The organism is Massilia agri, from assembly GCF_024753255.1.
Lineage (GTDB): Bacteria > Pseudomonadota > Gammaproteobacteria > Burkholderiales > Burkholderiaceae_D > Telluria > Telluria agri.
The window spans coordinates 25943-49263 of the sequence record NZ_JANUHA010000001.1; the positions used below are offsets into that span (position 1 = coordinate 25943).

Here is a 23321-nt window from a genome sequence, read left to right on the forward strand (position 1 = left end):
TGCCTCCTGTTCATTCGTTAAAGACCAGCCGGAAGTGGCTGAGACAGGACCATCCTAACGACCGCGACCGCTCCGGACCACCCAAATTCGGCAACAGTCTTGTAGGACTGCGCCTTGGGGATTCGGAGGCCTGCGCTGTCAGACACAAATGGGGCTGGAGAAAATTGTTTGGCATTTTTGGCAAGGCGTGGAATAGTATGAGCGTTCACTCGTCCATGGTAGAACAAATAAACCTACTTTCTGTAGTCCTGCACTGACTCGACATTGTGAAATTCTCTATCGAACACCGGCTTTTCCTTTCGGTCCTGCTCGCCATCCTGACCGTGGCGGCCAGCGCCGTCTACCTGCTGCGCCAGAACGTGCTGGCCAGCTTCGGCGACTATGCCGTCGGCATCGAACTCGACCGCCTCGACGAACTCTCGACCGCCCTGGCCGCGCGCTACCGCGCGCAGGGCGGCTGGCGCTTCCTGCCCGCGGGGGATGCCAAACGCGGCTGGATCGCCACCGAGCTGGCGCGCCTGGAAGAAGAACGCGAGCGGCGCGCTTTCGCGGTCCCGCCCGCGCCGGTCGCGCCGGCGGCCCCGGCCGCCGAAGCAAGCGACGCAGCCGAAGCGGCGCCTGCGGCGCCTGCCGCTCCCATGACCGAGCTGGGCGACATCCGCAAGCCCTTCACGGTGCCGCCGCCGGCGCCGCCCGCTCCGCCTGCCCCGCCCGCGCCACCGGCGATGCCGCTTCCGGCCCCACCCGTTGCCGCCCCCTCCCCCGAGGGCGTCACCTTCGACCTGCACCAGCGCGTCACGCTGCAGGGCGCCGACGGCCGCTACCTGGCTGGCCGGCAGCCCGGCGCCGTACCGCTGGCGCGCCGCCCCATCGAGGTCGATGGCCGCATCGTCGGCTACCTCGGCGTCGCCCGCAGCCACCAGCCGAGCGACGCCATGTCGCTGGCCTTCCTGGAACAGCTGCGCAGCAGCCTGTGGCTGATCGTGGCCGTCGCGGTGCTCCTCAGCGCCGTGGCCGGCGCCCTGCTGGCGCGCCACTTCCGCCGGCCGATCGGGCAGCTGGCCAAAGGCGCGGAAGCGCTCGCGGGCGGCCACTACGCGGTGCGCCTGCCGGAGTCGCGCAGCGATGAACTGGGCAGCCTGGCGCGCCACTTCAACGCCCTGGCGCAGCAGCTGGACAGCATGGAAGCCGCGCGCCGCCAGTGGGTGGCCGACACCTCGCACGAGCTGCGCACCCCGCTGGCCGTGCTGCGCGCCCAGCTGGAAGCCCTGCAGGACGGCGTGCGCAGCGCCACGCCGGAGACGGTGGACGCAATGCTGCGCCAGGTGCTGGCGCTGAACAAGCTGATCGACGAACTGTATGCGCTGGCGCGCGCCGACGTCGGGGCGCTCGACTGCAAGCCGACGCCGCAGGACCTGTGGCGGCTCGCCTCCGAGGAAGCCCGTACCTTCGAGGAACGCCTGCGCGGCGCCGGCATCACGCTGGAACTCGGCGCGGCGCCACCGGAGACGGAAGCCCTGTGCGACCCCGACCGCCTGCGCCAGGTGCTCGACAACCTGTTCGAGAACAGCCTGCGCTACACCGCCGCCGGCGGAAAGGTCGCGCTGCATGCGCAGCCGGAAGCGGGCCGCATGCGCCTGGTGGTCGACGACAGCGCACCCGGCGTACCGGGCGAAGCGCTGGCGCGCCTGGCCGAGCGCTTCTACCGCGTCGACGCCTCGCGCAGCCGCGCGCACGGTGGCGCCGGCCTGGGCCTGGCGCTGTGCCGCCGCATCCTGGAAGCGCAGGGCGGAACGCTCGCCTTCGACCATTCGCCGCTGGGCGGCCTGCGCGTGATCCTCACCCTGCCGCTGGCGAAGGAGGCGCAGTGAACCCGCGCGTGATGATCGTCGAGGACGAGCCGGAACTGGCCCAACTGGTGGCCGACTACGCGCGCGCCGCCGGCTACGCGCCGGAAGTCTTCGGCGACGGGGCTGCAGCCTTGGCGGCGATCCGCCAGGATGCGCCGGCGCTGGTCGTGCTCGACCTGATGCTGCCCGGACTGGACGGCCTGTCGCTGTGCCGCGCGGTACGCGAGTTCAGCGGGGTGCCGGTCGTGATGGTGACGGCGCGCGTCGAAGAGATCGACCGCCTGCTGGGACTGGAAGTCGGCGCCGACGACTACCTGTGCAAGCCCTTCAGCCCGCGCGAGCTGATGGCGCGCATCAAGGCCATCCTGCGCCGCGCCGGAGCGGCAGCGCCTGCGCGCGTGCTCGCCATCGACGAAGCGGCGCGCCGCATCCACGTGCACGGCCGCCAGCTGGACCTGACGCCGAGCGAGTTCGCCATCCTCGCCGCGCTGGCGCGCCGTCCTGGCCAGGTCTTTTCGCGCGCCCAGCTGCTCGACGTCGCCCGCGCCGACAGCCTGGAAGCCACCGACCGCGCGGTCGACAGCCACATCAAGAACCTGCGCCGCAAGATCGAGGCCGTGGCTCCCGGCCTCGAGGCGATCCGCTCGATCTACGGCCTGGGCTACCGCTGCGACCTCTAGCTTCCCCAACGTCCATCATTTCTCCACAATTGGCGCGCAGGATGCATTCATGGCCCGCCGCATGGCGCGGGCCGCTGCCAAAAGGAGATGAACATGAAAAGAACGACGAGCGCCATGCTGGCCACCATTGTCCTGGGCGCCTTGCTGGGCGCCGCCGCGCAAGACGCAGAGGCGGGCGTGCGCTACAAATGCACGTCCACCGAGAAGGGCAAGTGCCCGCCCCCGCCGGCGCCGCCGGCACCACCCGCGCCACCCGCACCGCCGGCCCCGCCCGCCCTGCCGCACGACGGGCTGGCCCATGCCGCGCCGCCAGCGCCCCCGGCCCTGCCGGCCATGCCGATGATCCCCGCCCCGCCGGCGCCGCCGGAACCGCCGCCGCTGCCGGAGGTGCCGGCCGCCGCCCACGCCGCCTGCGCGGGCAAGGCCGACGGCGCCCGCCTCACCTACGTGCTGCGCAAGGGCGAGACCATGACCGGCATCTGCGAGCGCGAGGACGGCAAGCCGGTCTTCCAGCTGCGCGAGTACCGCATCGCCGATTGAGCGCTTGTTAACGCACGTCGAGCAGCTCGACCTCGAAGACCAGGGTGGCGTTCGGCGGAATCGGACCGACGCCGCTCTCGCCATAACCCAGCTCGGCCGGCACGACCAGGGTGCGCTTGCCGCCCACCTTCATGCCCAGCACGCCCTGGTCCCAGCCGGGAATGACCTGGCCGCCGCCGGCCTCGAAGCTGAAGGGTTCGCGGCCGCTTGAAGAATCGAACTGGGCACCACGCTGCATGTTGGCGGCCGGGTCGTAGAGCCAGCCGGTGTAGTTGACGACGGCGGTCGAGCCGGCCACTGCTTCCTTGCCGGTGCCGGTCACCGAATCGATCTTCTGGAAAGGCACGGCCGGGGTGGTGGCCGCCGCTTGCGGCGCTTCGCTGCGCTTGCAGGCCGACAGGGTGGAGGCCAGCGCGAGGCCGAGGACGCAGCAGGAGAGCAGTTTTTTCAAGGTCTTCTTTCGGAATGGTTGTCTGGTTGAAAAATCCGTTGCAGCATACCGTGCAGCTATTTTCCTGACAACTTATACACGCGGCCACCCTCGACGCGACGGTCTAGATCATTTATTCTAGAACCATGAACACCCCCGCCGTCCCCGTCAAGCCCACCCCGTCCGAGCTGGAAATGCTGCGCCTGCTGTGGCAGCTCGGTCCCGCCACGGCCCGCCAGGTGCACGAGGCGGCGCTCCAGTCGCGTCCCGACATGGCCTATGCGAACGTGCTGCGCCTGCTGCAGATGATGCACGCCAAGGGCCTGCTCACCCGCGACGAAAGTGCGCGTGCCCACGTCTACGCGCCTGCCCAGCCGCAGGACAGCCACCAGTCCGGCCTCATCAAGGACCTGATCCACAAGGCCTTTTCCGGTTCCGGCAAGGAACTCGTCCTGGCCGCCTTGCGTGGCCATGTCAGCAAGAAGGACCGCGAGGAAATCCAGCGCATCCTGAACGGCGAAGACTGAACGCGCATGCCTTCCCCCCGCCCCGTCCCGCCGGTCCAGCCCGATCTGGAGGATTGCTGCCGCAGCGGCTGCACGCCCTGCGTGTTCGACCTCTACGAGGAAGCGCTGGAGCGTTACGAGCGCGAACTGGCCGCCTGGGAAGCCGCCAACCGTCCCCCGGAACATTCATCCTCCTGAGTCCCACCGCAGCGCACGCCTGAAAATCGACGTATTGCCGATTTGATTACAATGGCCTCATCGGTAACGCTGATGGAGGGGATATGTTTGACATGGATCTTCCCTGGTGGGAATTCATCGTACGTGGCCTCGCCGTGTACCTGCTGCTGCTGGTCATGGTGCGCCTGTCCGGCCGCCGCACGGTCGGCCAGTTCACGCCCTTCGACCTGCTGGTCGTGATGCTGCTGTCCGAAGCCGTGTCGAATTCGCTGAGCGGCGGCGACGATTCCCTTGCCGGCGGCCTGATCGCGGCGGCTACCCTGGTCGCCATCAATTCCTTCGTCGCCCTGCTGAGCTCACGCAGCCAGGGTTTCGAGAAGCTGGTCGACGGCAGCGCCGTGCTGATCGGCCGCGATGGCGTGTTCTTCGACAAGGTCGTCCGCCATTGCCGCCTGTCCGAGTCCGACCTGGAGGAAGCGCTGCGCGAGCATGACTGCCCGCGCCCGGAGATGAAGTGCGCCTTCCTGGAGGCGGACGGCGAAATCACGATCCTGCGCAATCCGCAATAGCCGCCGCCAGCCGCCGATCAGGACGCCAGCGCTTCCTCGATCGGGACATGCCCCCTGAAGGACTCGCTCCTCGCCGCTTCGCCGGCTTCGATGGCCAGCGCAAAGCGCACCGGCGGCATCTGGCGCAGGCGGGCCGCGTGCTGCGCGATCGCGGGGAAGCGCGCTTCGACATCGAACAGGCGGTGGTAGTCCGCCCAGCGCGCGACGGCAAACAGGTAGGCGTCCGCCACGCCGGGCGCCTCGCCGCCGAGCAGCCAGCTGCGCCCTGCCAGCATGTTTTCCACATGTCCGAACTCCTTGACGACCGCAGCCTTGCCTTCATCGAACATGCGGCGCTTCTCCGTTTCGCCCAGGCCTTCGGTTTCGTAGGCTTTCCACAGCGGCGCAAACGAGGCGAAGAAATCGGTCGTGAGATAGGCGAGCATCTCCGCTAGCCGGTCGAACTCGAGCGTGCCCTGCCTGGCGCCGAGTCCGATATCGATGCCGCGGCCCGCGATGTGCTGCAGGATGGCCGCGCTTTCGGTCAGGCCGGTGTCCGCGTCGAGCAGCAGGGCCGGCGTCTTCTGGCGCGGATTCACGCGGGCATACCGTTCAGGCCAGGGGTGTTCCAGCATCTCGATCCGGCACAGGCGGTAAGGCTGGCCGAGCCATTCGAGTGCGATGATCGATGCGAGCGAGCAGCCGCTCGGCACGCCGTAAAACAGTAGTGGTTCCATTGTTTGATTCCCTATCGAAAATGAACAGCGCTCTTGGTGCGCGTGTGATCACTATATCGGTGTGGACGATGCCAGTGAAGATAGGTTAATGTGGAACCATCTTCCACATTCATAGACGATCGATGTTCAATCTTAACGACGCCTTCTACTTCGTCCGGGTGGTCGACCATGGGGGCTTCACGGCGGCGGCGCGCCTGACCGGCATCGCGAAGTCGACCCTGGCGAAAAGGGTCGGCATGCTGGAGGCCGAACTGGGCGTTCGCCTGATCCAGCGCTCCTCGCGGCGCTTCTCCGTGACCGATGCGGGCAAGGACTTCCACCGCCACGCGGCCGCCATGCTGATCGAGGCCGAGACGGCCGAGAACCTGGTGCGCGGGCGGATGGCGGAGCCCAGCGGCGTGGTGCGCATCACGGCCTCCATTCCCACCGCCCAGAGCACGCTGGCCCAGCCGCTGGTCGAGCTGGCGCTCGCCTATCCGAAGCTGCAGGTCGCCATCGAGGCGAGCGACCGCTTCGTCGATCTGCTGCAAGAGGGAATCGACATCGCGGTGCGCGACCACTTCGGCCCCCTGCCCGATTCCGGGCTGCTTCAGCGCACGATCGGCAGCGATCCGATCTTCCTGGTGGCCGCCCCTGCCTACCTGGCTGCCCACGGCCATCCGCAGGCGCCGGCCGAGTTGGCCGCGCATCGCGGCCTAATGAGCGGCTTGCACGCCGAGCTCTGGCGCCTGGAGCATGCTGACGGCGCGGCGCAGGATGCCCGCCCCGTCCCTGTCTTCCGTGCCAACGAGTCCAGCCTGCTGCTGGCGGCGGCCGCGGCGGGCCTGGGCATCGCCTGCCTGCCGCGCAAGCTGTGCCTGGCGGCCCTGGACGCGGGCTCGGTCGAGCGCGTGCTGCCCGACTGGAACGCGGGACGCGTGACGACCACCCTGCTCATGCCGCACCGGCGGGGCCAGTTGCCGTCCGTGCGCCTGGTCGCGGATGCCCTGGCCCGGCACATGTAGCGGGCGGCCCGGACCTTTCTGTAGCCACCCTGCGCAAGGGACTTTTACCCTCCGTACCGTGCGGCTTGTCCGGAATCTGTTGCGCTAACTTTTTCATCAGTACACCCGCCGGGTGTGCTGTCTGGATTCTTTCCTAATCAGGAGGACTGCCATGAAAAAAGTACTGTCCGCACTAGCGCTCGCCGCGGCCAGCCTGGCGCTCGCCCCGCCAGGCATGGCCCAGGACATCTACCGCGCCGTATCGAGCGGGCCGGGCGAGTCGCCGCCCAACGGCTCACCGGGCTCGAGCGTCGCCACCTTCGAGATCGACGGCTCGCTCATGCGCGCCGAGGTGCCCTTCCGCGACCTGCTCAGCGGCACCGTCTCCGCCCACATCCACTGCTGCACGACGGAGGCCTTCACGGGCGTGGCGCCGGTCGCGATCCCGCTGGTCGACTTCCCCCTGGGGGTCACGGCCGGCGCGTACAGCCGGACCTTCGACCTCGGCGACGCCGCCGTGTACGACCCGGCCTTCCTGGCTGCCTTCGGCGGCACGCCGGCCGCGGCCAGCGCGGCGCTGTTCGACGCGATCGCGGACAACGAGGCCTATCTCAACATCCACAGCAGCCAGTACCCCGGCGGCGAGATCCGCGGCTTCCTCGTGGCCGCGCCGATCCCGGAGCCGGCGACCTGGGGGATGCTGGGAGCGGGCCTGGCGGGGCTGGCGCTGATGGCGCGGCGCCGTCCGCGCGGCGCCGTCCGCGCGGCGCGATGACGAAGCCGTAATCAGGTAGGGCGTTCGGCTTCGCCGAACGCGCGTTCAACCATCGCTCGAATGGACGATGCGCCTCTTTTCACCGTGTAGTTGAACGCGCGGTCGGCAGAGCCGACCACCCTACTCGCCCCGTTCGCGCAGCAGGCTGGCCCAGGCCGGGATGGCCGCGCGCCAGAACGCATCCAGCGAATCCGCCGGCCCCGGTTGCAGGCCCAGGAAGCGCGCCGCATCCTGCAGGGCCGCGACGGCCGCCTTCTCGTCACCCGGCGCCACCGCCAGCGCCCCGGTCTGCTTCGAAAGCTTTTCGCCCTGCTCGTTGCGCACCACCGGCACGTGCAGGTAGCGCGGCGTCGGCACGCCGAGCACGCGCTGCAGGAAGATCTGGCGCGGGGTCGAGTCGAGCAGGTCGGCGCCGCGCACCACGTCGGTGACGCCCTGGTCGGCGTCGTCGACCACGACGGCCAGCTGGTAGGCCCAGAAACCGTCGGCGCGCTTGAGGACGAAGTCGCCCGACTCGCTGGACAGGCGCTGGGTCACCTCGCCCGCGAAGCGGTCCCGGAAGCTGATCACGTCGAAACCCGGCTCGGGCACGCGCAGGCGCAGGCTGCGCATGCCACGTCCCTCGGCCAGGCCATGGCGGCAGGTGCCCGGGTAGATGGCCGCGCCGTCCGGCGCGAAGCCGAGGCGCGAATCGGCGATCTCGCGGCGGTTGCAGCCGCAGGGGTAGGTATGCAGGACGATGCGCTCGGCTGCCGCCTCATACAGGGGCTTGCGCCGGCTCTGCCAGACGATCTCGCCGTCCGCATGCATGCCGAGCTGGGCGAGCAGATGCAAGATGCCTTCGGCCGCGCCCGCGACGGCCCGGCCTTCGTCGATGTCCTCGATGCGCACCAGCCAGGTCCCGTGGTGGGCGCGCGCGTCGAGGTAGCTGGCCAGCGCCGCCACCAGCGAGCCCGCATGCAGCGGACCGGTGGGCGACGGCGCGAACCGGCCGATATAGGGTGCGTTCACGGTGCTTGCGTCGATGTTGCGATGGAGGCGGCCACCTTAGCACAGGCGGGCCGCCCGCGGGTACCTGGCGCTTACTTCTTCGCGGCCTTCTCGTGGTCCCGGATGGTCTTGGTGACCTGGTCGACCACCTCGTTCGGCACCGCGACCGACAGCTGGTAATGCACGATCTCGAAGCCCTTGGCGGTCTTGCGGATCACGCCGCTGGCCATGCAGTGGCCCATGTTCGGCGTGTCGAGCAGCTCGTCGAACCAGATCAGGGACTTGTCGGCGGAGGCATAGACGTTGCGGCGGGTGGCCTTGAAGCTCCACGCCGCCTTGCGGTCGAAGTATTTCTTGGCCCAGGTCTTGAAGGCGTCGCGGCCCCACAGCTCGGTACGGTCGGTGCCGATGTAGATGCCGTCCCTGGCGATCTTGTCGAAGTAGGCCATGCGCGCGTTCGCCGCGTCGTCATGCCACTCGTCGACGAAGGCGTTGACCTGCCTGGTGAGGGTCGCGTCGGTTTCGGCCTGGGCCAGGCCCAGCAGGCCAAGGAAGAGAACGGCGGCGGCGAGGAGTCGTTTCATGGTCGCTTTCAATGAAGGTCGGGCGCCTACAATAAAGCAAGCCTCGGCGGTCTTGCAACTAGGCGTTCTCGAAGATGCAGGCGACATAGGCCTGCACCAGCATTCCCATGCGATCGGTATTGCCGATCTGTCCGGGGAAGCGCCCGGAGGTTTGCGCCGCGCAGCCGTCTTCGCGCTCGCGAACGCGCGCGATGCAGGCGCTCTCGGACAGGCCGTACTTGTTGCGTGCGCAGGATTTTTCCAGCCGGCCGGAGAGCGAATGCAGCAGGGTCGCATCCACGCCGGATGCGGAAATCGCCGCGTTGGCGAGGGCCAGGCCCGGGTCCATGTCGGGTTTGTTCTCCTCTTCTTCCCGCATCACCAGCACGGTCACCTGCTCCTCCGGCCTGGCCGCCTGCCCGCGCTCGATCAGCACCTTGAGGATCAGGACCAGCACGACCAGCAGCAGCACCTTGAACAGCCAGCCCAGGCGCAGGCCCCGCCCTTCCACGGCAGGCGCGACGGGTCGAGGCCCTTGCGGGGGGCCGTTGACGAACTTCGCGTAACAGATGCCGCAGTTCGGGCATTGCCAGTCGGGGTTGCTCGCATCAAGCGGCCGCACGTGGCTGCATTTCGGGCATATCACTGCCATGGCATCGTTCTCTTCAGGAAAGCGAGGAGTGTAGCCCTTGTGACCCGCCAGAAAACACGTCAATTGTCACTGTGGCGGAGATGCGGGACACGTCACGCGCCTGTTATGAATGCGGGGTAGCCTTGGCTGACGAGGAAGCGATTGGAGCACACCATGCGTGCAGATGGCGACAAACGTCCGCGTCCCACGGCAAGCGGACGGCAGCGGCGCGGGCACGGACGCTCGACACGTGCCGGGCACATCCTTAACACGAACTTAACGCGTTGTGCGCTAGGCTCCGCAGTGCGGCAATCCGGCCGCGCCATCCAGAGCCCGGCCTTGCCTACCCTCGAGCACCTTCATACCGGCGGACTATCGGTCCAGCACTACCTGATGCTGGAAGGTGTCGCACGCCGGCTCGCGCGCAAGTATCCGCCCGACTGGCTGGAGCGCCACTGGGGCCTACTCTACGCCGGCACGCTGGCGGCCACCTTCCTGCTCGCGGCCCTGCTGGCCCTGGCGTGGGCGCCGTGGTGGAGCGTGCTGGTGCCCCTGTTCGGGCCGACCCTGGTGCTGGTGGCCCTGCCGCGCCTGCTGTTCGGCCGCACGCCCGGCCATCCGCGCTGGGCCCACCGGCTGGCGGTCCTGGACAGCCACGATGCCGCGCTGGTGCGTTCCCTGCTGGGGGTCGAGGGCAGTACGCCGCTCAGCGGCGAGCGCTTCTTCGCCATCTGGCGCCGCGCCCGCTGCCTGGCCGAATACCGCCGCGCCTAGCCGGCGCACAGCTACACTACAATAGATTCATGCGCATCCTCATCGTCGAAGACCATCCCGATATCCTGGCCAACCTCTACGGCTTCCTGGAACCGAAGGGCCACCAGCTCGATTCCGCCCGCAACGGCTACGGCGGCCTGGCGCTCGCGTCCGAGCACGAGTACGACGTCGTCGTCCTCGACATCGGACTGCCGGGCCTGAACGGCCTGGAACTGTGCCAGAAGCTGCGCGAGGAACTCGGCAAGTCGACCCCGGTGCTGATGCTGACCGCGCGCGACAGCCTGACCGACAAGGTCGCGGGCTTCGACAGCGGCGCCGACGACTACCTCGTCAAGCCCTTCTCGCTGGTGGAGCTCGAGGTGCGCCTGAAAGCCCTGGTGCGCCGCTCCAGTGCCGCCCACGCGGTGCACGCGACCATGCGCTTCGGCGAGTTGAGCTACGACCCCGACACCCAGGAAGCGTCGCGCGCCGGCGTGCCCGTGACGCTCACCCGCACCGGCTACACCCTGCTGCGCGCCCTCCTGGGCACGGCCCCGCGCATCGTCACGCGCGAGACGCTCGAGCAGGCCGTCTGGGGCGACGACCGCCCCGACAGCGATGCCCTGCGCACGCACATCCACGCGCTGCGCCAGGCCATCGACAAGCCCTTCGCCACGCCGATGCTGCAGACCGTCGCCGGGGTCGGCTACAAGCTCGTCAACCCCGACAGCAAGCCCGATGCGGCCGGCTGACTCGCTGCGCCGGCGCATCGTCGTCGCCTTTCTCCTGTTCGGGATCGGCGCCTCGGTCTTCTTCGCGATCGTCGCCGCGCTGGCGGTCGAAGGCATCGAGGTGCAGCTGGTCGACAAGCGGCTGGAAGCCGCCGTGGCCTGGGCCGCGCCGCGCCAGGCCGCCGGCCTGGACGTCGACATGCCGGCCGGCCTGCGCTTCCACCGCGGCGACACCATCCCCGCCCCGCTGCGCGGCCTGGAAGACGGCGTGCACAAGGTCGACGTCGGCACGGTGCGCCTGCACGTGCTGGCCGGCCACGACGCCAGGGGCAACTGGGTGCTGGTCGACCACGAGAGCGACTACGACAAGATCGAGGTCGTGGTGTACTCGATGTTCGCCGCGGTCTTCCTCGGCTTCGTCCTGCTGGCCGTCCTGCTCGGCGGCTTCCTCGGCGCCCGCGTGGTGGCGCCGATCCGCGAGCTGGCGGCCTCGGTCGGCATGGACACCGCGCCGCCCACCCTCACCGGCCGCGCCGACGAGCTGGGCGTGCTGGCGCGCGCCCTGGAGGCCCATACCAGCGCCATGCGCGCGGTGCTCGACCGCGAGCGCTATTTCACGGGTGACGTCAGCCACGAGCTGCGCAGCCCCCTGACCGTGATCATGGGCGCGGCCGAGATCCTGATGCAGGAAGCCGCGCCCGGCGTGCGCGCCCCGGCCGAACGCATCTACCGCGCCGCGCACGAGGCGGCGGAATGCGTCACCGTCTTGCTGCTGCTGGCGCGCGCGCCCGAACTCGGCTCCCAGCCGCTGGTGGCGATCGGCCAGGTGGCCGGGGACGAGGTCGAGAAATACCGCCCGCTGGTGGCCGGCAAGCCAGTCAGCCTGCGTTTCGTCGACGGGCCGGCGCTGGGCATCCGCGCGCCGCGCGAACTGTGCGCGGCGGCCATCGGCAACCTGGTGCGCAACGCCTGCCAGTACACCGACGAGGGCGAGGTCAGGGTTTCGGTGCTGCAGGGGAAAGTCGTGGTCGAGGACACCGGCCCCGGCCTGCCGCCCGCCGTGGTGGCGACCCTGGGAAGCGGCGGCAGCCCGTCCAGCGGCTCCGGCGGCACCGGGCTGGGCCTGGCGCTGGCGCGGCGGATCTGCGATTTCCTCGGGGCCGGATTCGACTATGCGCCGCGCGAAGGTGGCGGCAGCCGCTTCACCATCAGCTTTACACGGCCTTAACATCCCGCTGACAAGCTACTCACAAGCGCTTCGCTATCGTTCCACTCACGCTGCCACTCATGGCCGCGCGCATTCGACGTGGAACACATGCACACCGCACTCCCCCGCTCTACCGGCGCCATCAGCGCCAACACCCTCGTCCTGGCCGTCGCCCTGCTGCTGGCCAGCGCCGCCAACCTGAACTTCTGGTCCACCCTCGTGCACGCGGTCGGCGGCATCACGCCCGGCCACCTGCCGCTGCTGCTGGGCTGCTTCGCGATCGTCGCCCTGCTCTTTCATGGCCTGCTGACGCTGGCGAGCTTCCGCTTCGTGGCCAAGCCGGTGCTGATCCTCATGATCCTGGTCGCGTCAAGCGTTGCCTGGTTCGTCAACGAATACGGCATCGTGATCGACAAGGCCGTCATCCAGAGCATGTTCGAGACCGACAGCCGCGAGGCGGCCGAGCTGCTGAACTGGCGCCTGCTGCTGTTCGTGCTGCTCACCGGCGGACTGCCCTCGATGCTGGTGGCGCGCGCGCGGGTCGACTTTCCAGGCGGCGTGCGCGGCCTGCTGCGGCGCGTCGGCATCAGCGCCGGCTCCCTGGCGCTGGCCGCCCTGATCCTGGTGATGCTGTTCAAGAGCCTGGCGCCGGTGGTGCGCGAGCACCGCGAACTGCGCTTCCTCCTCACCCCGACCAACGCCTTCCAGGCCCTGAACGGCTACCTGCGCAATCGCTGGAGCGCGCCGGTGGCGATCGCGCCGATCGGACGCGACGCGGTCAAGGGCAAGCACTGGACCGGCACGCAGCGCCGCACCGTCAGCGTGATCGTGGTCGGCGAGACCGCGCGCGCCGACAACTTCTCGCTCAACGGCTACGCGCGCGAGACCAATCCGCGCCTGGCGCGCGAACAGGGCCTGATCAACTTCACCCACGTGCAGTCCTGCGGCACCGCCACCGCGGTGTCGGTGCCCTGCCTGTTCTCGGGCCTCGGGCGCGAACACTACGACGACGCCAGGGCGCGCCGCCAGGAAGGCTTGCTGGACGTGCTCTCGCATGCGGGCTTCCGCGTGATCTGGCGCGACAACAACTCCGGCTGCAAGGGCGCCTGCGACCGTGTCGAGACCGTCGACCTGGCCAGCCCCGCGAGCGGCAACCGCCACTGCATGGACGATGAATGCTACGACGAGGGCCTGCTGGAGGGCTTGCCGGAACTGATCAGGAGCGCCGACCGCGACCTGGTCATCGTCCTGCACCAGAAAGGCAGCCATGGACCAGCCTATGCGAAGCGCTATCCGGCCGGCTTCGGCCGCTTCGGTCCCGTGTGCGCGAGCAGCGAGTTCGAACAGTGCAGCCGCGAATCCATCGTGGCCGCCTACGACAACACCATCCTCTATACCGACCACGTGCTGGCCCAGGCCATCGACCTGCTGCGCACCGCCGCGCGCGAGGACGGGGTCGACGCCTCGATGCTCTACTTCTCCGACCATGGCGAATCGCTCGGCGAGGGCAATATGTACCTGCACGGCGCGCCGTGGATGATCGCGCCGCAGCAGCAGACCCACGTGCCGATGATGCTGTGGATGTCGGAGGGTTTCCAAGAGCGCTTCGGCTTCGACCAAGCCTGCCTGCGTGCCCGCCGCGACCAGGCGCTCTCGCACGACAACGTCTTCCACTCCGTGCTCGGCATGCTGGACGTCGACACCGCCGTGCGCAATCCCAAGCTCGACATCTTCCACGCCTGCGTGCGCAATGGTTGAGGAGAGCGCGCGGCAGTCCTCCGCTACTCTACTGGACACCCGCACGGCCGCGTGGATGGCCGCCTGGCTCGGACTGGCCGCCATGGCGATCTTCGCGCTGGGACGCTGGCTTGATGCCGACCTGTGGCTGGCCGACATGTTCTACGACCGTGCGCTGGGAGGCTTTCCCTGGCGTGAGTCCTGGCTGACGGTGACTTTCAGCCACCAGATCGCGAAGGGTGCGCTGACCCTGTTCGCGCTGGCGCTGATCGGGGCGGCGCTGTTCGACGCGGCCTGGCCGCAGCCGCTCCTCGATGCGCCGCTGGCGCGGCTGCGCCTGCGGGTGCTGGCCTGGTCGGCGCTGCTGGTCCCTGCGTCGATCAGCCTGATCAAGCAGGGCAGCGACGCCCACTGTCCCTGGGACCTGGCGCGCTACGGCGGCAGCGCGCCCTATGTGCGCCTGTTCGAGGCCTTGCCTGAGGGCGTCCTGCCGGGGCACTGCTTCCCGGGCGGACATGCGTCGAGCGCCCTGTGGCTGGTGGCGCTGGCGGTCCTGTGGCTGCCGGGACGGCCACGCACGGCCTGGCGCGCGGGCGGCGCCGGCCTGGGGTGTGGACTCTTGCTGGGCTGGATGCAGCAGATGCGCGGCGCCCACTTCCTCAGCCATACCCTGTGGTCGGCCTGGATCGCCTGCGCCCTCGTGCTGTCGATCGTCGTGCTGCTGCAGGCGCGCGCGGCGCGCCTGGCGCCTAGCGGTGAAACACCCCTTCCCGCTCCGGCTGGTACTCGATCCCGCGCACCGTGAGCTCGAACATGGCGCCGTCGGGGCGCTGCCAGCTGATGGTGTCGCCGGTCTTCAGGCCGAGCAGCGCGGTGCCGACCGGGGTCAGGATCGACAGCTGGTCGGGGTCGCCGTGCATGTCCTTCGGATAGGTCAGGGTCATGGCGACTTCCTCGTCCGCCCCGTCGAAGGAAAAGCGCACGCGCGAGTTCATGGTGACGACGTCAGGCGGCATTTCCCAGGGCTCGGCCAACGCGGCGCGCCCGAGCTCATCCAGCAGCGCGTCGCGCGCGGCGGCCTGGGTCGCCGGCAGGGAATCCAGCATGCGGTCGAGGCGGTCCATATCCAGCCACGACACGAGGATCGATGGTTTCATTCTCACTCCTTTGGTTTGCCCGATTCAATCGGGCGAAGACATGGTGGCCGTCACGCGGGACGGCGGCTTGGGGCGATGGAGAAGGCTCGGGAGGACGACAAGCGGCGTGCGGCTGTCCTACCGAGCCCGGACGAGCCAGGCGAGGTTTCGGGACGACAGCTGCACTGCGCGCGCACAGGCGGCGCAGTCACGCTCGACGGACGCGGCGAAGCCCCTGCCTTGGTGGCAAGTCAGGCGATGCAGCGATGCGAGACGTGATGGTGGAAACATGGTGATGTTGTGGCCGGCGCCGATGCCGGATCAGGACCAGTATAGCCTGCTCTACGCAGACGTCAACCTCGACCGCAGGCAAACCGCGAAGGGCACCAGGAAGGGGTACAGGCCCCAGACCGCGCGCCCGTCCACGCGCACGCACAGCGCCGCATACAGGGGTGGCAGGGCCATCAGGAACAGCAGGCTCGCCAGCGGCCGCATCGCGCGCGGCGCGCTGCGCCAGCCCCAGATCGCGAGCGGCACGACGAGGACGGCGCTGCCGGCGATCGACAGCAGCGAGCGCACGTCGCGCAGCGCATGCTGGACGGTCCACCAGTTCGGCTCCCAGGTATAGCCCGGCAGGCCGGTGATCAGGACCCAGCGCAGCGCCACGATCCAGGCGCCGGCCGCGGCCAGGCAGGCCAGGCCCGGCAGGATGGCGATGCGGCGCATGGCCACCAGCCAGACCAGCAGCAGGATGTTCTCCTCGCGCACGGCGGTGCCGACCAGGCCGGCCGCGGCCGCCAGCCAGGGCTGGCCGGACAGCACGGCGAACACGAAGGCGGCCCGTGCGCAGACCGAGCCCGGGTCGACCAGCAGGTAGGGCGCGTACCAGAAAGTCGGCAGCGAGACGATCATCAGGAGGCCCGCCGCGATGGCACGCCGCTGATCGAGCCCTGCGCGCAGCACGGCGGCCGACATCAGGCAGGCGCCCGCGGTGACGAGTATCCAGTTGAGCGCGGCGAAGCCGTTGCGCAGGTCGCCGGGGATGATGGCGGCGATGGCCGGCACCAGCACGCGGTAAGGGAAAGGCGCCACCAGCTGGCTTGCGTCGATTTCGCCGCGCAGGTAGCGGGCGGTGTCGTAATAGGCCTGCGAATCCGCCACCGTGCCGCCCCAGCGCCAGGCCATCAGTGCCAGGGCCAGCAGGGCGAAGGCGGCGATGAGCAGCGGCCAGCGGATGGGCTGGCTGGCTTGTGGGACTGAACGTAGAGGGAATGCGGGCATTGCAGGCGGCAGGGTGGAAACGGCGTGATCATAACATCACGCCCGGCCCGCACATGTCACGATTTTGTAGGGTGGACCGGGGCGCGCAGCCGGCTCCGCCGTCCGCGCGTTCAAACCGAGCGTGAACATCACGCGCCGTATCCATTCACGGGAGTTGAACGCGCGGACGGGGAACCCGTCCACCCTACACGGCCAGCGGCATTTTCGTGATCAGCTTGTCGAGCGTGATCGGATACTCCCGCACCCTCATTCCCGTCGCGTTGTACACGGCATTCGCCACCGCCGCCGCCACGCCGCAGATCCCCAGCTCCGCAATCCCCTTCGCCTTCATCGGCGAGGACATCGGGTCGGTCTCGTCCAGGAAGATCACCTCCTGGTGCGGGATGTCGGCGTGCACCGGCACCTCGTAGGTGGCGAGGTCGTGGTTGACGAAGTAGCCGAGGCGCTTGTCCACCGCCAGCTCTTCCATCAGGGCGGCGCCGACGCCCATCGTCATCGCCCCGATCACCTGGCTGCGCGCGGTCTTCGGGTTGAGGATGCGCCCGGCCGCGCACACGGCCAGCATGCGGCGCACACGCACCTCGCAGGTCGCCGCGTCCACGCCCACCTCGACGAAGTGCGCCCCGAAAGTAGACTGGTGGAAGCGCTTGTCGATGTCGCCGTACTCGATCATGTCCTCGCCGACCAGCTCGCGCTCGCCCACGGCCTGGGCCAGGGGCAGGCTGCGCTCGCCCACGCGGATCAGGCCATCGGCGAAGATCGCGCGCTCCGGCTCGAAGCCGGCCTGGCGGGCGATCGCCTCGCGCAGCTTGATGCAGGCGGCGTAGACGCCGGCCGCCGAATTGTTGCCGCCCCACTGGCCGCCCGAGCCGCAGGAGGCCGGGAAACTCGAGTCGCCCAGGCGCACCTTCACGCGCTCGAGCGGCACGCCCATCATCTCGCTCGCGGTCTGCGCCAGGATGGTGTAGCTGCCGGTGCCGATGTCGGTCATGTCGGTTTCCACCGTCAGGATGCCGCGCCGGTCCAGGCGCACGCGCGCGGCCGACTTGGTGAGCAGGTTGTCGCGGAAGGCCGCGGCCACGCCCATGCCCACCAGCCAGCGGCCGTCGCGCACCTGGCCCGGCTTGGCGGAACGCCTGTTCCAGCCGAAGCGCTCGGCGCCCTGCTGGAGGCACTGGATGAACTGGCGCTTCGAGTACGGCGGATTGGGATTGTGCTTCGTCTGCTCCTCGGGCTTCTTCGACTGCGGGTCGCTCGAGGCTTCCTTCTTCGGATTGTCCGGCACCACCTGGGTGTCGTTCAGGATGCGGAACTGCACCGGGTCCATGCCCAGCTTTTCCGCCATCTCGTCCATCGCGATCTCGAGTGCCGCCATGCCCGGCGCCTCGCCCGGCGCGCGCATCGCGTTCGCTTCCGGCAGGTCCATGAAGGCTACCCGGTTCGCCGTCATGCGGTGCTCGCCCGCATACAGGGCGCGGGTCTGGGTCGCCGCGTTTTCCGGCGAGCCGTCCGGCAGGTTGCCTGACCAGCTCTCGTGGGCGATGGCCGTGATCTTGCCTTCGCGCGTGGCGCCGATGCGGATGCGCTGGATGGTGGCCGAGCGGTGCGTGGTGTTGTTCGGGATGAGGGCGCGCTGCAAGGCCACCTTCACCGGACGGCGCGCCGCTTTCGCGCCCAGTGCCGCCATCACCGCGTCGGCGCGGACAAACAGCTTGGAGCCGAATCCGCCGCCGATGTACGGCGACATCAGGTGCACCTTGTCCTTCTTCAGGCCCAGGGTCCTGGCGACGTCGCCCTTGCCCCAGGCGATCATCTGGTTCGAGGTCCAGACTGTCAACTGGTCGCCGTCCCAGGCCGCGATGCTGGCGTGCGGCTCCATCATCGAATGCGATTCATGGGCCGTGTGATATTCGGCGTCCAGGCGCACCGGGCTTGATGCGAAGGCGCCCGTGAAGTTGCCGACCGCGGTCTCCGCGTTCTCGCCCTTTGGCGCGATGGCCTTGGTCTTGACCGCCTGCAGGTCGTAGTCGCCGTTGTCGCGCTCGTATTTCACACGCACCAGGTGGGCTGCATCGCGCGCCTGCTCGAAGGTCTCGGCCACGACCAGGGCGACCGCCTGGTGGTAGTGCTGCACGCGCGGGCCGGCCAGCAGGTCGGCCGTGTTGAAGTTGCCCTTGGTGAGCTTGCCCGCGTTCTGGGCGGTGACGATGGTGATGACGCCCGGCGCCGCCTTGGCTGCGCTCAGGTCGACCGACACGATGCGTCCCTTCGGGATCGCCGAGCCCACGATGTAGCCGTGCGCCTGGTTCGGCACCACGTCGTGGCGGTCCATCGCGTAAGGAGCCGTGCCGGTGGTTTTCAGCGGTCCGTCGACCCGATCGATCGGCTGTCCGACGACCTTCAGCTGGTCGATCGGGTTGGTAGTGGCTGGTTCGTTGAATTTCATGGTTTATCCCTTGGCTTCAGCGATGATGGAGGCCAGCGTGCGTTCCACGAGCGGCACCTTGAATGCGTTGTCTTCCGTCGTGCGGGCGCCCTGCAGGATGCCCGCGCTTGCCACCTGCGCGCCGCGCGGCAGCGCGCTTTCGGCCGCCTCGACCCGCCAGGGTTTATGGGCCACGCCGCCCAGCGCCACGCGGCCGGTCCCGTCGCGCTGCACGATGGCGGCCACCGACACCAGGGCGAAGGCATAGGAGGCGCGATCGCGCACCTTGCGATACACCTGCAGGCCGCCGATGGGCGGCGGCAGGGTCACGGCCGTGATCAGTTCACCGGGCTGCAGGTTGTGGTCGATGTGCGGCGTGTTGCCCGGCAGGCGGTGGAAGTCGGCGATCGGGATCACGCGCGTCGCGCCCGTGGGCGAGACCGTCTCCACCTGCGCGTCGAGCACGCGCATGGCCACCGCCATGTCGCTCGGGTGGGTGGCGATGCAGGCCTCGCTCTGGCCGACGATGGCGTGCAGGCGGGTGAAGCCGCCGATGGCGCTGCAGCCGCTGCCGGGTTTGCGCTTGTTGCAGGGCTGGTTCGTGTCGTAGAAGTAGGGGCAGCGGGTGCGCTGCAGCAGGTTGCCGGCGGTGGTCGCCTGGTTGCGCAGCTGGCCCGAGGCGCCGGCCACCAGGGCGCGCGAGAGCACGCCGTAGTCGCGCCGCACGCGCAGGTCGGCGGCCAGGTCGCTGTTGCGCACCAGGGCGCCGATGCGCAGGCCGCCGTTTGGCAATGGCTCGATGCGGTCCAGGACCAGGTCGTTGACGTCGATGAGGTGGGACGGCGTCTCGATCTGCAGCTTCATCAGGTCGAGCAGGTTGGTGCCGCCCGCGACGAAACGGGAATTCGGGATGCGCGCGGCCGTGGCGGCCGCTTCCTGGGGTGTCTTGGCGCGCTCGTAGGTGAAGGCCTTCATGGCTTCACCCCCGCCACTTCCGCGATCGCTTCCTGGATGTTCGAGTAGGCGCCGCATCGACAGATATTGCCGCTCATGCGCTCGCGGAATTCCATCGGGCTGGCCACGACCTTCGCGTTCAGGTCGGCCGTCACGTGGCTGGGCGCGCCGGCGCGGATCTCTTCCAGCATGCCCACGGCCGAACAGATCTGGCCCGGCGTGCAGAAGCCGCACTGGAAGCCGTCGTGCTTGATGAAGGCGCGCTGCAGCGGGTGCAGGTTGGTCGGCGTGCCGAGGCCCTCGATGGTGGTGATCTCGTGGCCTTCCTGCATCACGGCCAGGGTAAGACAAGAGGTTGTCCTTCTTCCGTCGATCAGGACGGTGCAGGCGCCGCACTGGCCCTGGTCGCAGCCCTTCTTGCTGCCGGTCAGGTGCAGGCGCTCGCGCAGCGCGTCCAGCAGGCTGGTGCGCGGGTCGACCATCAGCTGGTGTTCGATGCCGTTGACTTTGAGGCGGATGCTCATGGTGGTGGGCGTGGTGTTCGTTGCCGGCTGGGCGGCGGGCGCGGCCTGCGCAGGCTGCGCGAGCTGGGAGGCGACCGCGACGCCGCCGACGGCGACGGTCGACGCCTTCAGCAGCTGCCGCCGGTTTGGATCGAAGTCGGGCATCGTGTTTCCTTTCTGAGCGGGTGGATGGGTGGACCGCGGGAACCTGCATTCGCTGCGACGGGCAGGCGCTACCCCGATTTGACGAAAACGCGCAGGCGAAACCGGAGCCAAGAACATAACGCTTTTCTCGTTTCCGAGGCGTGCAGTTCGTTTGCTGCGGGCATCTGGCGGCATCCGCACCGAAAGTGTGCGCTTCGGCCATGCGGCCCAGGGGCACAGCCCGTCGATTGTAGGGGCGGAAAGGGCTGTGATTCATTGTGAAAAGTGCAAGGGCTTATGAGCGTGGCTCATCAATTCCATCGCGCAATCAGTACTCAGGGTACATAAAGATCTCCTTCGCCACGCTCGTCCGTGCAGGCCTCATTACTTTCTGAACGGCTACCGCGCTTGTCCGCCACACGCCTGCCTACACTGGGTTCGCTCACATGTCATTGATATTGTTGAGCTTTTCCCCCACCGCAAGAATCAGGAGATCCTCATGAAGATGCAGAAATTGTTGAAAGCAATGCTCGGCGCCTCGGTCGCCGCCGCCATGGCCGTGTCCTTCCCTGCCGGCGCACAGACCAGCACCGCCGAGGGCCAGTCGGGCTCGCAGGCAAGCGGCCAGACCTCGGGTAGCTCGGGCAGTGGCAGCACCGGTTCCAGCCAGCAAGACAGTAAGGAGAAGAAGGACAAGAAGCAGAAGAAGAGCAAGTCGGGCAGCAGCGGATCGAGCGGCAGCTCGGCCAGCGGCTCCAGCGGCAGCTCGGGCACCGGCTCGATGAGCGGCACCGGCAGCGGCTCCACCAGCGGCGGCAGCGCCGGCTCGACAAGCGGCCATACGGGCGCGACGGGCACCGGTTCGAGCGGCAATACCGGCGCGATGGGCACGGGCGCCACCAGCGGCAGCGGGACGTCGGGCACCTCCGGCTCGAGCGGCAGCTCGCAAGGCGGCAATACCGGTACCGGCACGACCGGCACCGGAACCACCGGCACGGGAACCACCGGCACTACCGGCACTACCGGCACTACCGGCACTACCGGCACTACCGGCACCACTGGCACCACTGGCACCACCCGCGGCTATTGATTCGCCATCCAGCACGCACCGCATGGGGCGCGGTGCGTGCGCATCCCCTGCCTCATGGGCGGCCCGCGTGGCAGTGCGGGCCGCCTATCCACCACACATGAAACCGCGCTCGTTAATATCGCCTTAAGAACCCGTGGGCTACAGTCTGGCGGTCGCCACTCCGCCATACGGAAAATGAAAACCTGGCCGTTCTCGACTTTCGCCCTCGCCTCGGCGCCCCTGTTCATCGCTTACGCGGACATGCAGGACCGGCCTGCCAATGTGGGGATGGACCCCTTCGCGCTCCAGGAAGCGCCGGCGCCACTGCCGAAGCGGGGCGCGCGTCCGAGCGACGAGGAAATCAGGAAGGCTGTCCGGGAGGTGCTGGCCGAGAACCCCGGCCCAGCGTTCTCGGGCGGCGATCCGAAGGTGCTCAGTGGCGGGCCGTACAAGGAATTCGGGCAGCAGTTCTCCGAGGCCAAACGCCCGCACTGCATGGGTCCGAATGCCTTGAAGCACCAGCCGCACACCATCGAAACGAAGAACTGGGTAGTCGGCGTCGGCGGCATCTTCGCCCTGCCCTTCTGGGCCGCGGCGATCGTGCGCGGGAAGTGCAACTGGACCCGCTGAGGACGCTACCGGATCAGCCCTGTTTCCGGTCTGCCGGGTGATTCACGCCATCGTTGGTCGGGACCTCGCCGAGTTCGAAAGGATTCACGCCCTCGAGACAGCCGACGTTATAGCCGTACTCCTGCGGATTCGAACGGCGCTGGTGGTGCGTGTAGATGCCGCATACGGAACAGAAATAGTGCTTCGCCGTCATCGTATTGAACTGGTACAGCGTCAGGACGTCCTCGCCCTTCACGATCCGGATGCCGGACAGGGGCACCGAGGCCACGATCGCCCCCTTGCGGCGGCAGATCGAGCAGTCGCAGCGGCGCGGATCGACGATGCCCTCCGGCAGGCTCAATTCCAGTTCCACCGCGCCGCAATGGCAGCTGGCCTTGTGCAAGGGCTGGATGACGGTAGTGCCGACTTGCTTGATCATATCCCCTCCTCCAGGGTTTGAGGCGCCTGCGCGCCGGCAGCCACCGTGTTGCGCCGTCCGAGCAGCGCGAGCCCGACGAGACCGGCGACGATCAGGCCGGCGGCGATGAGCTCGGCCTGGGTCGCGTGGATGCCCGCGAAGCTGTAGGGCGGATTCACCCGGATCTGCTCGATCAGCAGGCGCTCCACGCCCGCCAGCAGCAGGTAGAGCGAGAACAGCCAGCCCGTGCGGAAAGGGTGCCTGCGCAGCGCCCACAGCAGCCCGAAGCAGGCCAGGGCTATCACCGATTCGTAGATCGGCGTCGGATAGACGCCGGGTGCGGCGATGACTTCGCCGTAGATATTGTTCTCGTAGGTCTGGGCCCAGAACCAGGTCGGCAACCAGTCGGGCTTGAGGGCCATGTTCGCCATGGTGCCCCAGTCGCCATCGCCGGACACCTGGCAGCCGAGACGGCCGATCGCATAGCCCAGCATCATCGCCGGCGCCACCGCGTCCAGCATCGGGCGCACCGGCAGCTGCCAGCGGCGCACGTAGACCAGCCCCGCCAGGGTCCCGACGATCAGGCCGCCGAAGACGCTCAGGCCCGAGCGGCTGAAAATCATCGACCATGGATCCAGCGCGAACTGGTGGGTGTTCTCCAGGATATGGAAGAGCCGCGCGCCGACGATCCCCGTAAACATGACCAGCATGGTCAGGTTGGACACCAGTTCGTGCGGCGGTTTGACGATCGGCTTGCCGTTCACGAGGCGTCGCCCCGGCAGCAGCGCGCCGAGCTCGTAGAGGCGGCGCAGCTCGGCGGTGAGGCAGGCGGCAGCGGCGAACATGGCGCAGGCGACCAGGATGCCGAAGGTGGCGAAGGGAAGCGGTAGGTCGAGGCCGGTGAGTGCTCTCACCACGTCGCTCAGGTAGGGGTATGACATCGA

Annotated in this window: 27 protein-coding genes; 15 read left to right on the forward strand and 12 right to left on the reverse strand. The window is 68.6% G+C overall.

Annotated elements, in window-relative coordinates; translation table 11 throughout:
- The first annotated feature begins 266 nt into the window (after nucleotides 1-266).
- From NX780_RS25290 to NX780_RS00130, 3 genes are all read left to right on the forward strand, one after another.
- Complete coding sequence (locus tag NX780_RS25290) at nucleotides 267-1871, forward strand: ATP-binding protein (protein WP_258825837.1); 1605 nt, start codon at nucleotides 267-269, stop codon at nucleotides 1869-1871.
- Nucleotides 1872-1882: 11 nt separating this feature from the next.
- Nucleotides 1883-2530: a response regulator gene (locus NX780_RS00125; RefSeq protein WP_258826380.1), complete on the forward strand. Its 648-nt coding sequence runs from the start codon at nucleotides 1883-1885 to the stop codon at nucleotides 2528-2530.
- 93 nt (nucleotides 2531-2623) lie between these two features.
- Nucleotides 2624-3070, forward strand: a complete 447-nt coding sequence (locus tag NX780_RS00130; protein ID WP_258825838.1) for a hypothetical protein — start codon at nucleotides 2624-2626, stop codon at nucleotides 3068-3070.
- 7 nt (nucleotides 3071-3077) lie between these two features.
- Here NX780_RS00130 and NX780_RS00135 read toward each other — a convergent pair whose 3' ends face one another.
- Nucleotides 3078-3521, reverse strand: coding sequence for an FKBP-type peptidyl-prolyl cis-trans isomerase (locus NX780_RS00135; RefSeq protein ID WP_258825839.1), 444 nt, complete (start codon nucleotides 3519-3521; stop codon nucleotides 3078-3080).
- Nucleotides 3522-3646: 125 nt separating this feature from the next.
- Between NX780_RS00135 and NX780_RS00140 the strand changes: the two genes are divergently transcribed.
- The 3 genes from NX780_RS00140 to NX780_RS00150 all read left to right on the forward strand — a co-directional run bounded on the left by NX780_RS00140 (nucleotide 3647) and on the right by NX780_RS00150 (nucleotide 4752).
- Nucleotides 3647-4027 carry a BlaI/MecI/CopY family transcriptional regulator gene (locus NX780_RS00140; RefSeq protein WP_258825840.1) on the forward strand — a complete coding sequence of 127 codons (381 nt, stop codon included), beginning with the start codon at nucleotides 3647-3649 and terminating at the stop codon, nucleotides 4025-4027.
- Nucleotides 4028-4033: 6 nt separating this feature from the next.
- On the forward strand, nucleotides 4034-4204 hold the full coding sequence (locus NX780_RS00145; protein WP_258825841.1) for an oxidoreductase-like domain-containing protein: 171 nt from the start codon (nucleotides 4034-4036) through the stop codon (nucleotides 4202-4204).
- A gap of 83 nt (nucleotides 4205-4287) precedes the next feature.
- Nucleotides 4288-4752: a DUF421 domain-containing protein gene (locus tag NX780_RS00150; RefSeq protein ID WP_258825842.1), complete on the forward strand. Its 465-nt coding sequence runs from the start codon at nucleotides 4288-4290 to the stop codon at nucleotides 4750-4752.
- A 17-nt stretch (nucleotides 4753-4769) separates the two neighbouring features.
- On the opposite strand, the gene NX780_RS00155 is transcribed toward NX780_RS00150, so the two are convergent.
- On the reverse strand, nucleotides 4770-5468 hold the full coding sequence (locus tag NX780_RS00155; RefSeq protein ID WP_258825843.1) for a glutathione S-transferase N-terminal domain-containing protein: 699 nt from the start codon (nucleotides 5466-5468) through the stop codon (nucleotides 4770-4772).
- Between the two features lie 122 nt (nucleotides 5469-5590).
- Between NX780_RS00155 and NX780_RS00160 the strand changes: the two genes are divergently transcribed.
- Both NX780_RS00160 and NX780_RS00165 read left to right on the forward strand, forming a co-directional pair.
- Nucleotides 5591-6472 (forward strand): LysR substrate-binding domain-containing protein, encoded by an 882-nt coding sequence (locus NX780_RS00160; protein ID WP_258825844.1) that lies wholly within the window; start codon nucleotides 5591-5593, stop codon nucleotides 6470-6472.
- 151 nt (nucleotides 6473-6623) lie between these two features.
- Nucleotides 6624-7226: a CHRD domain-containing protein gene (locus tag NX780_RS00165; RefSeq protein WP_258825845.1), complete on the forward strand. Its 603-nt coding sequence runs from the start codon at nucleotides 6624-6626 to the stop codon at nucleotides 7224-7226.
- Between the two features lie 120 nt (nucleotides 7227-7346).
- On the opposite strand, the gene gluQRS is transcribed toward NX780_RS00165, so the two are convergent.
- The 3 genes from gluQRS to NX780_RS00180 form a co-directional block, all read right to left on the reverse strand.
- A complete protein-coding gene (gene gluQRS / locus NX780_RS00170; RefSeq protein ID WP_258825846.1) occupies nucleotides 7347-8237 on the reverse strand; it encodes a tRNA glutamyl-Q(34) synthetase GluQRS in 891 nt (296 codons plus the stop codon).
- Nucleotides 8238-8308: 71 nt separating this feature from the next.
- Nucleotides 8309-8800 carry a nuclear transport factor 2 family protein gene (locus NX780_RS00175; RefSeq protein WP_258825847.1) on the reverse strand — a complete coding sequence of 164 codons (492 nt, stop codon included), beginning with the start codon at nucleotides 8798-8800 and terminating at the stop codon, nucleotides 8309-8311.
- Nucleotides 8801-8858: 58 nt separating this feature from the next.
- Entirely contained in the window at nucleotides 8859-9431 is a 573-nt protein-coding gene (locus tag NX780_RS00180) for a hypothetical protein (RefSeq protein WP_258825848.1), read from the reverse strand.
- 282 nt (nucleotides 9432-9713) lie between these two features.
- Between NX780_RS00180 and NX780_RS00185 the strand changes: the two genes are divergently transcribed.
- The 5 genes from NX780_RS00185 (at nucleotide 9714) to NX780_RS00205 (ending at nucleotide 14643) form a co-directional block, all read left to right on the forward strand.
- A complete protein-coding gene (locus NX780_RS00185) occupies nucleotides 9714-10184 on the forward strand; it encodes a hypothetical protein (protein WP_258825849.1) in 471 nt (156 codons plus the stop codon).
- A 29-nt stretch (nucleotides 10185-10213) separates the two neighbouring features.
- Nucleotides 10214-10915 (forward strand): response regulator transcription factor, encoded by a 702-nt coding sequence (locus NX780_RS00190; protein WP_258825850.1) that lies wholly within the window; start codon nucleotides 10214-10216, stop codon nucleotides 10913-10915.
- Nucleotides 10902-12122, forward strand: a complete 1221-nt coding sequence (locus NX780_RS00195) for a sensor histidine kinase (protein ID WP_258825851.1) — start codon at nucleotides 10902-10904, stop codon at nucleotides 12120-12122. The genes NX780_RS00190 and NX780_RS00195 overlap by 14 nt, the downstream gene beginning before the upstream one ends.
- Before the next feature lie 87 nt (nucleotides 12123-12209).
- A complete protein-coding gene (locus NX780_RS00200) occupies nucleotides 12210-13859 on the forward strand; it encodes a phosphoethanolamine transferase (RefSeq protein ID WP_258825852.1) in 1650 nt (549 codons plus the stop codon).
- Entirely contained in the window at nucleotides 13852-14643 is a 792-nt protein-coding gene (locus tag NX780_RS00205; RefSeq protein ID WP_258825853.1) for a phosphatase PAP2 family protein, read from the forward strand. The genes NX780_RS00200 and NX780_RS00205 overlap by 8 nt, the downstream gene beginning before the upstream one ends.
- Here the strand turns inward: NX780_RS00205 and rnk are convergent.
- The 5 genes from rnk to paoA all read right to left on the reverse strand — a co-directional run bounded on the left by rnk (nucleotide 14588) and on the right by paoA (nucleotide 20302).
- Nucleotides 14588-14995, reverse strand: a complete 408-nt coding sequence (gene rnk / locus NX780_RS00210) for a nucleoside diphosphate kinase regulator (RefSeq protein WP_258825854.1) — start codon at nucleotides 14993-14995, stop codon at nucleotides 14588-14590. The genes NX780_RS00205 and rnk overlap by 56 nt on opposite strands.
- Nucleotides 14996-15316: 321 nt before the next feature.
- Nucleotides 15317-16255: a hypothetical protein gene (locus NX780_RS00215; RefSeq protein ID WP_258825855.1), complete on the reverse strand. Its 939-nt coding sequence runs from the start codon at nucleotides 16253-16255 to the stop codon at nucleotides 15317-15319.
- 184 nt (nucleotides 16256-16439) lie between these two features.
- Nucleotides 16440-18701 (reverse strand): aldehyde oxidoreductase molybdenum-binding subunit PaoC, encoded by a 2262-nt coding sequence (gene paoC, locus NX780_RS00220; protein WP_258825856.1) that lies wholly within the window; start codon nucleotides 18699-18701, stop codon nucleotides 16440-16442.
- Nucleotides 18702-18704: 3 nt separating this feature from the next.
- On the reverse strand, nucleotides 18705-19655 hold the full coding sequence (locus NX780_RS00225; RefSeq protein ID WP_258825857.1) for an FAD binding domain-containing protein: 951 nt from the start codon (nucleotides 19653-19655) through the stop codon (nucleotides 18705-18707).
- Complete coding sequence (paoA, locus tag NX780_RS00230) at nucleotides 19652-20302, reverse strand: aldehyde dehydrogenase iron-sulfur subunit PaoA (RefSeq protein WP_258825858.1); 651 nt, start codon at nucleotides 20300-20302, stop codon at nucleotides 19652-19654. Before paoA ends, NX780_RS00225 begins: the two co-directional genes overlap by 4 nt.
- A gap of 478 nt (nucleotides 20303-20780) precedes the next feature.
- Here paoA and NX780_RS00235 point away from each other — a divergent pair, with 478 nt between their 5' ends.
- Both NX780_RS00235 and NX780_RS00240 read left to right on the forward strand, forming a co-directional pair.
- Nucleotides 20781-21371, forward strand: a complete 591-nt coding sequence (locus tag NX780_RS00235; RefSeq protein ID WP_258825859.1) for a hypothetical protein — start codon at nucleotides 20781-20783, stop codon at nucleotides 21369-21371.
- A gap of 174 nt (nucleotides 21372-21545) precedes the next feature.
- Nucleotides 21546-21980 carry a hypothetical protein gene (locus NX780_RS00240; protein WP_258825860.1) on the forward strand — a complete coding sequence of 145 codons (435 nt, stop codon included), beginning with the start codon at nucleotides 21546-21548 and terminating at the stop codon, nucleotides 21978-21980.
- 13 nt (nucleotides 21981-21993) lie between these two features.
- Here the strand turns inward: NX780_RS00240 and NX780_RS00245 are convergent, their stop codons facing one another.
- On the reverse strand, nucleotides 21994-22398 hold the full coding sequence (locus NX780_RS00245; protein ID WP_258825861.1) for a GFA family protein: 405 nt from the start codon (nucleotides 22396-22398) through the stop codon (nucleotides 21994-21996).
- Nucleotides 22395-23318, reverse strand: a complete 924-nt coding sequence (locus NX780_RS00250) for a prolipoprotein diacylglyceryl transferase (RefSeq protein WP_258825862.1) — start codon at nucleotides 23316-23318, stop codon at nucleotides 22395-22397. The genes NX780_RS00245 and NX780_RS00250 overlap by 4 nt, the downstream gene beginning before the upstream one ends.
- Nucleotides 23319-23321 lie beyond the last annotated feature (3 nt).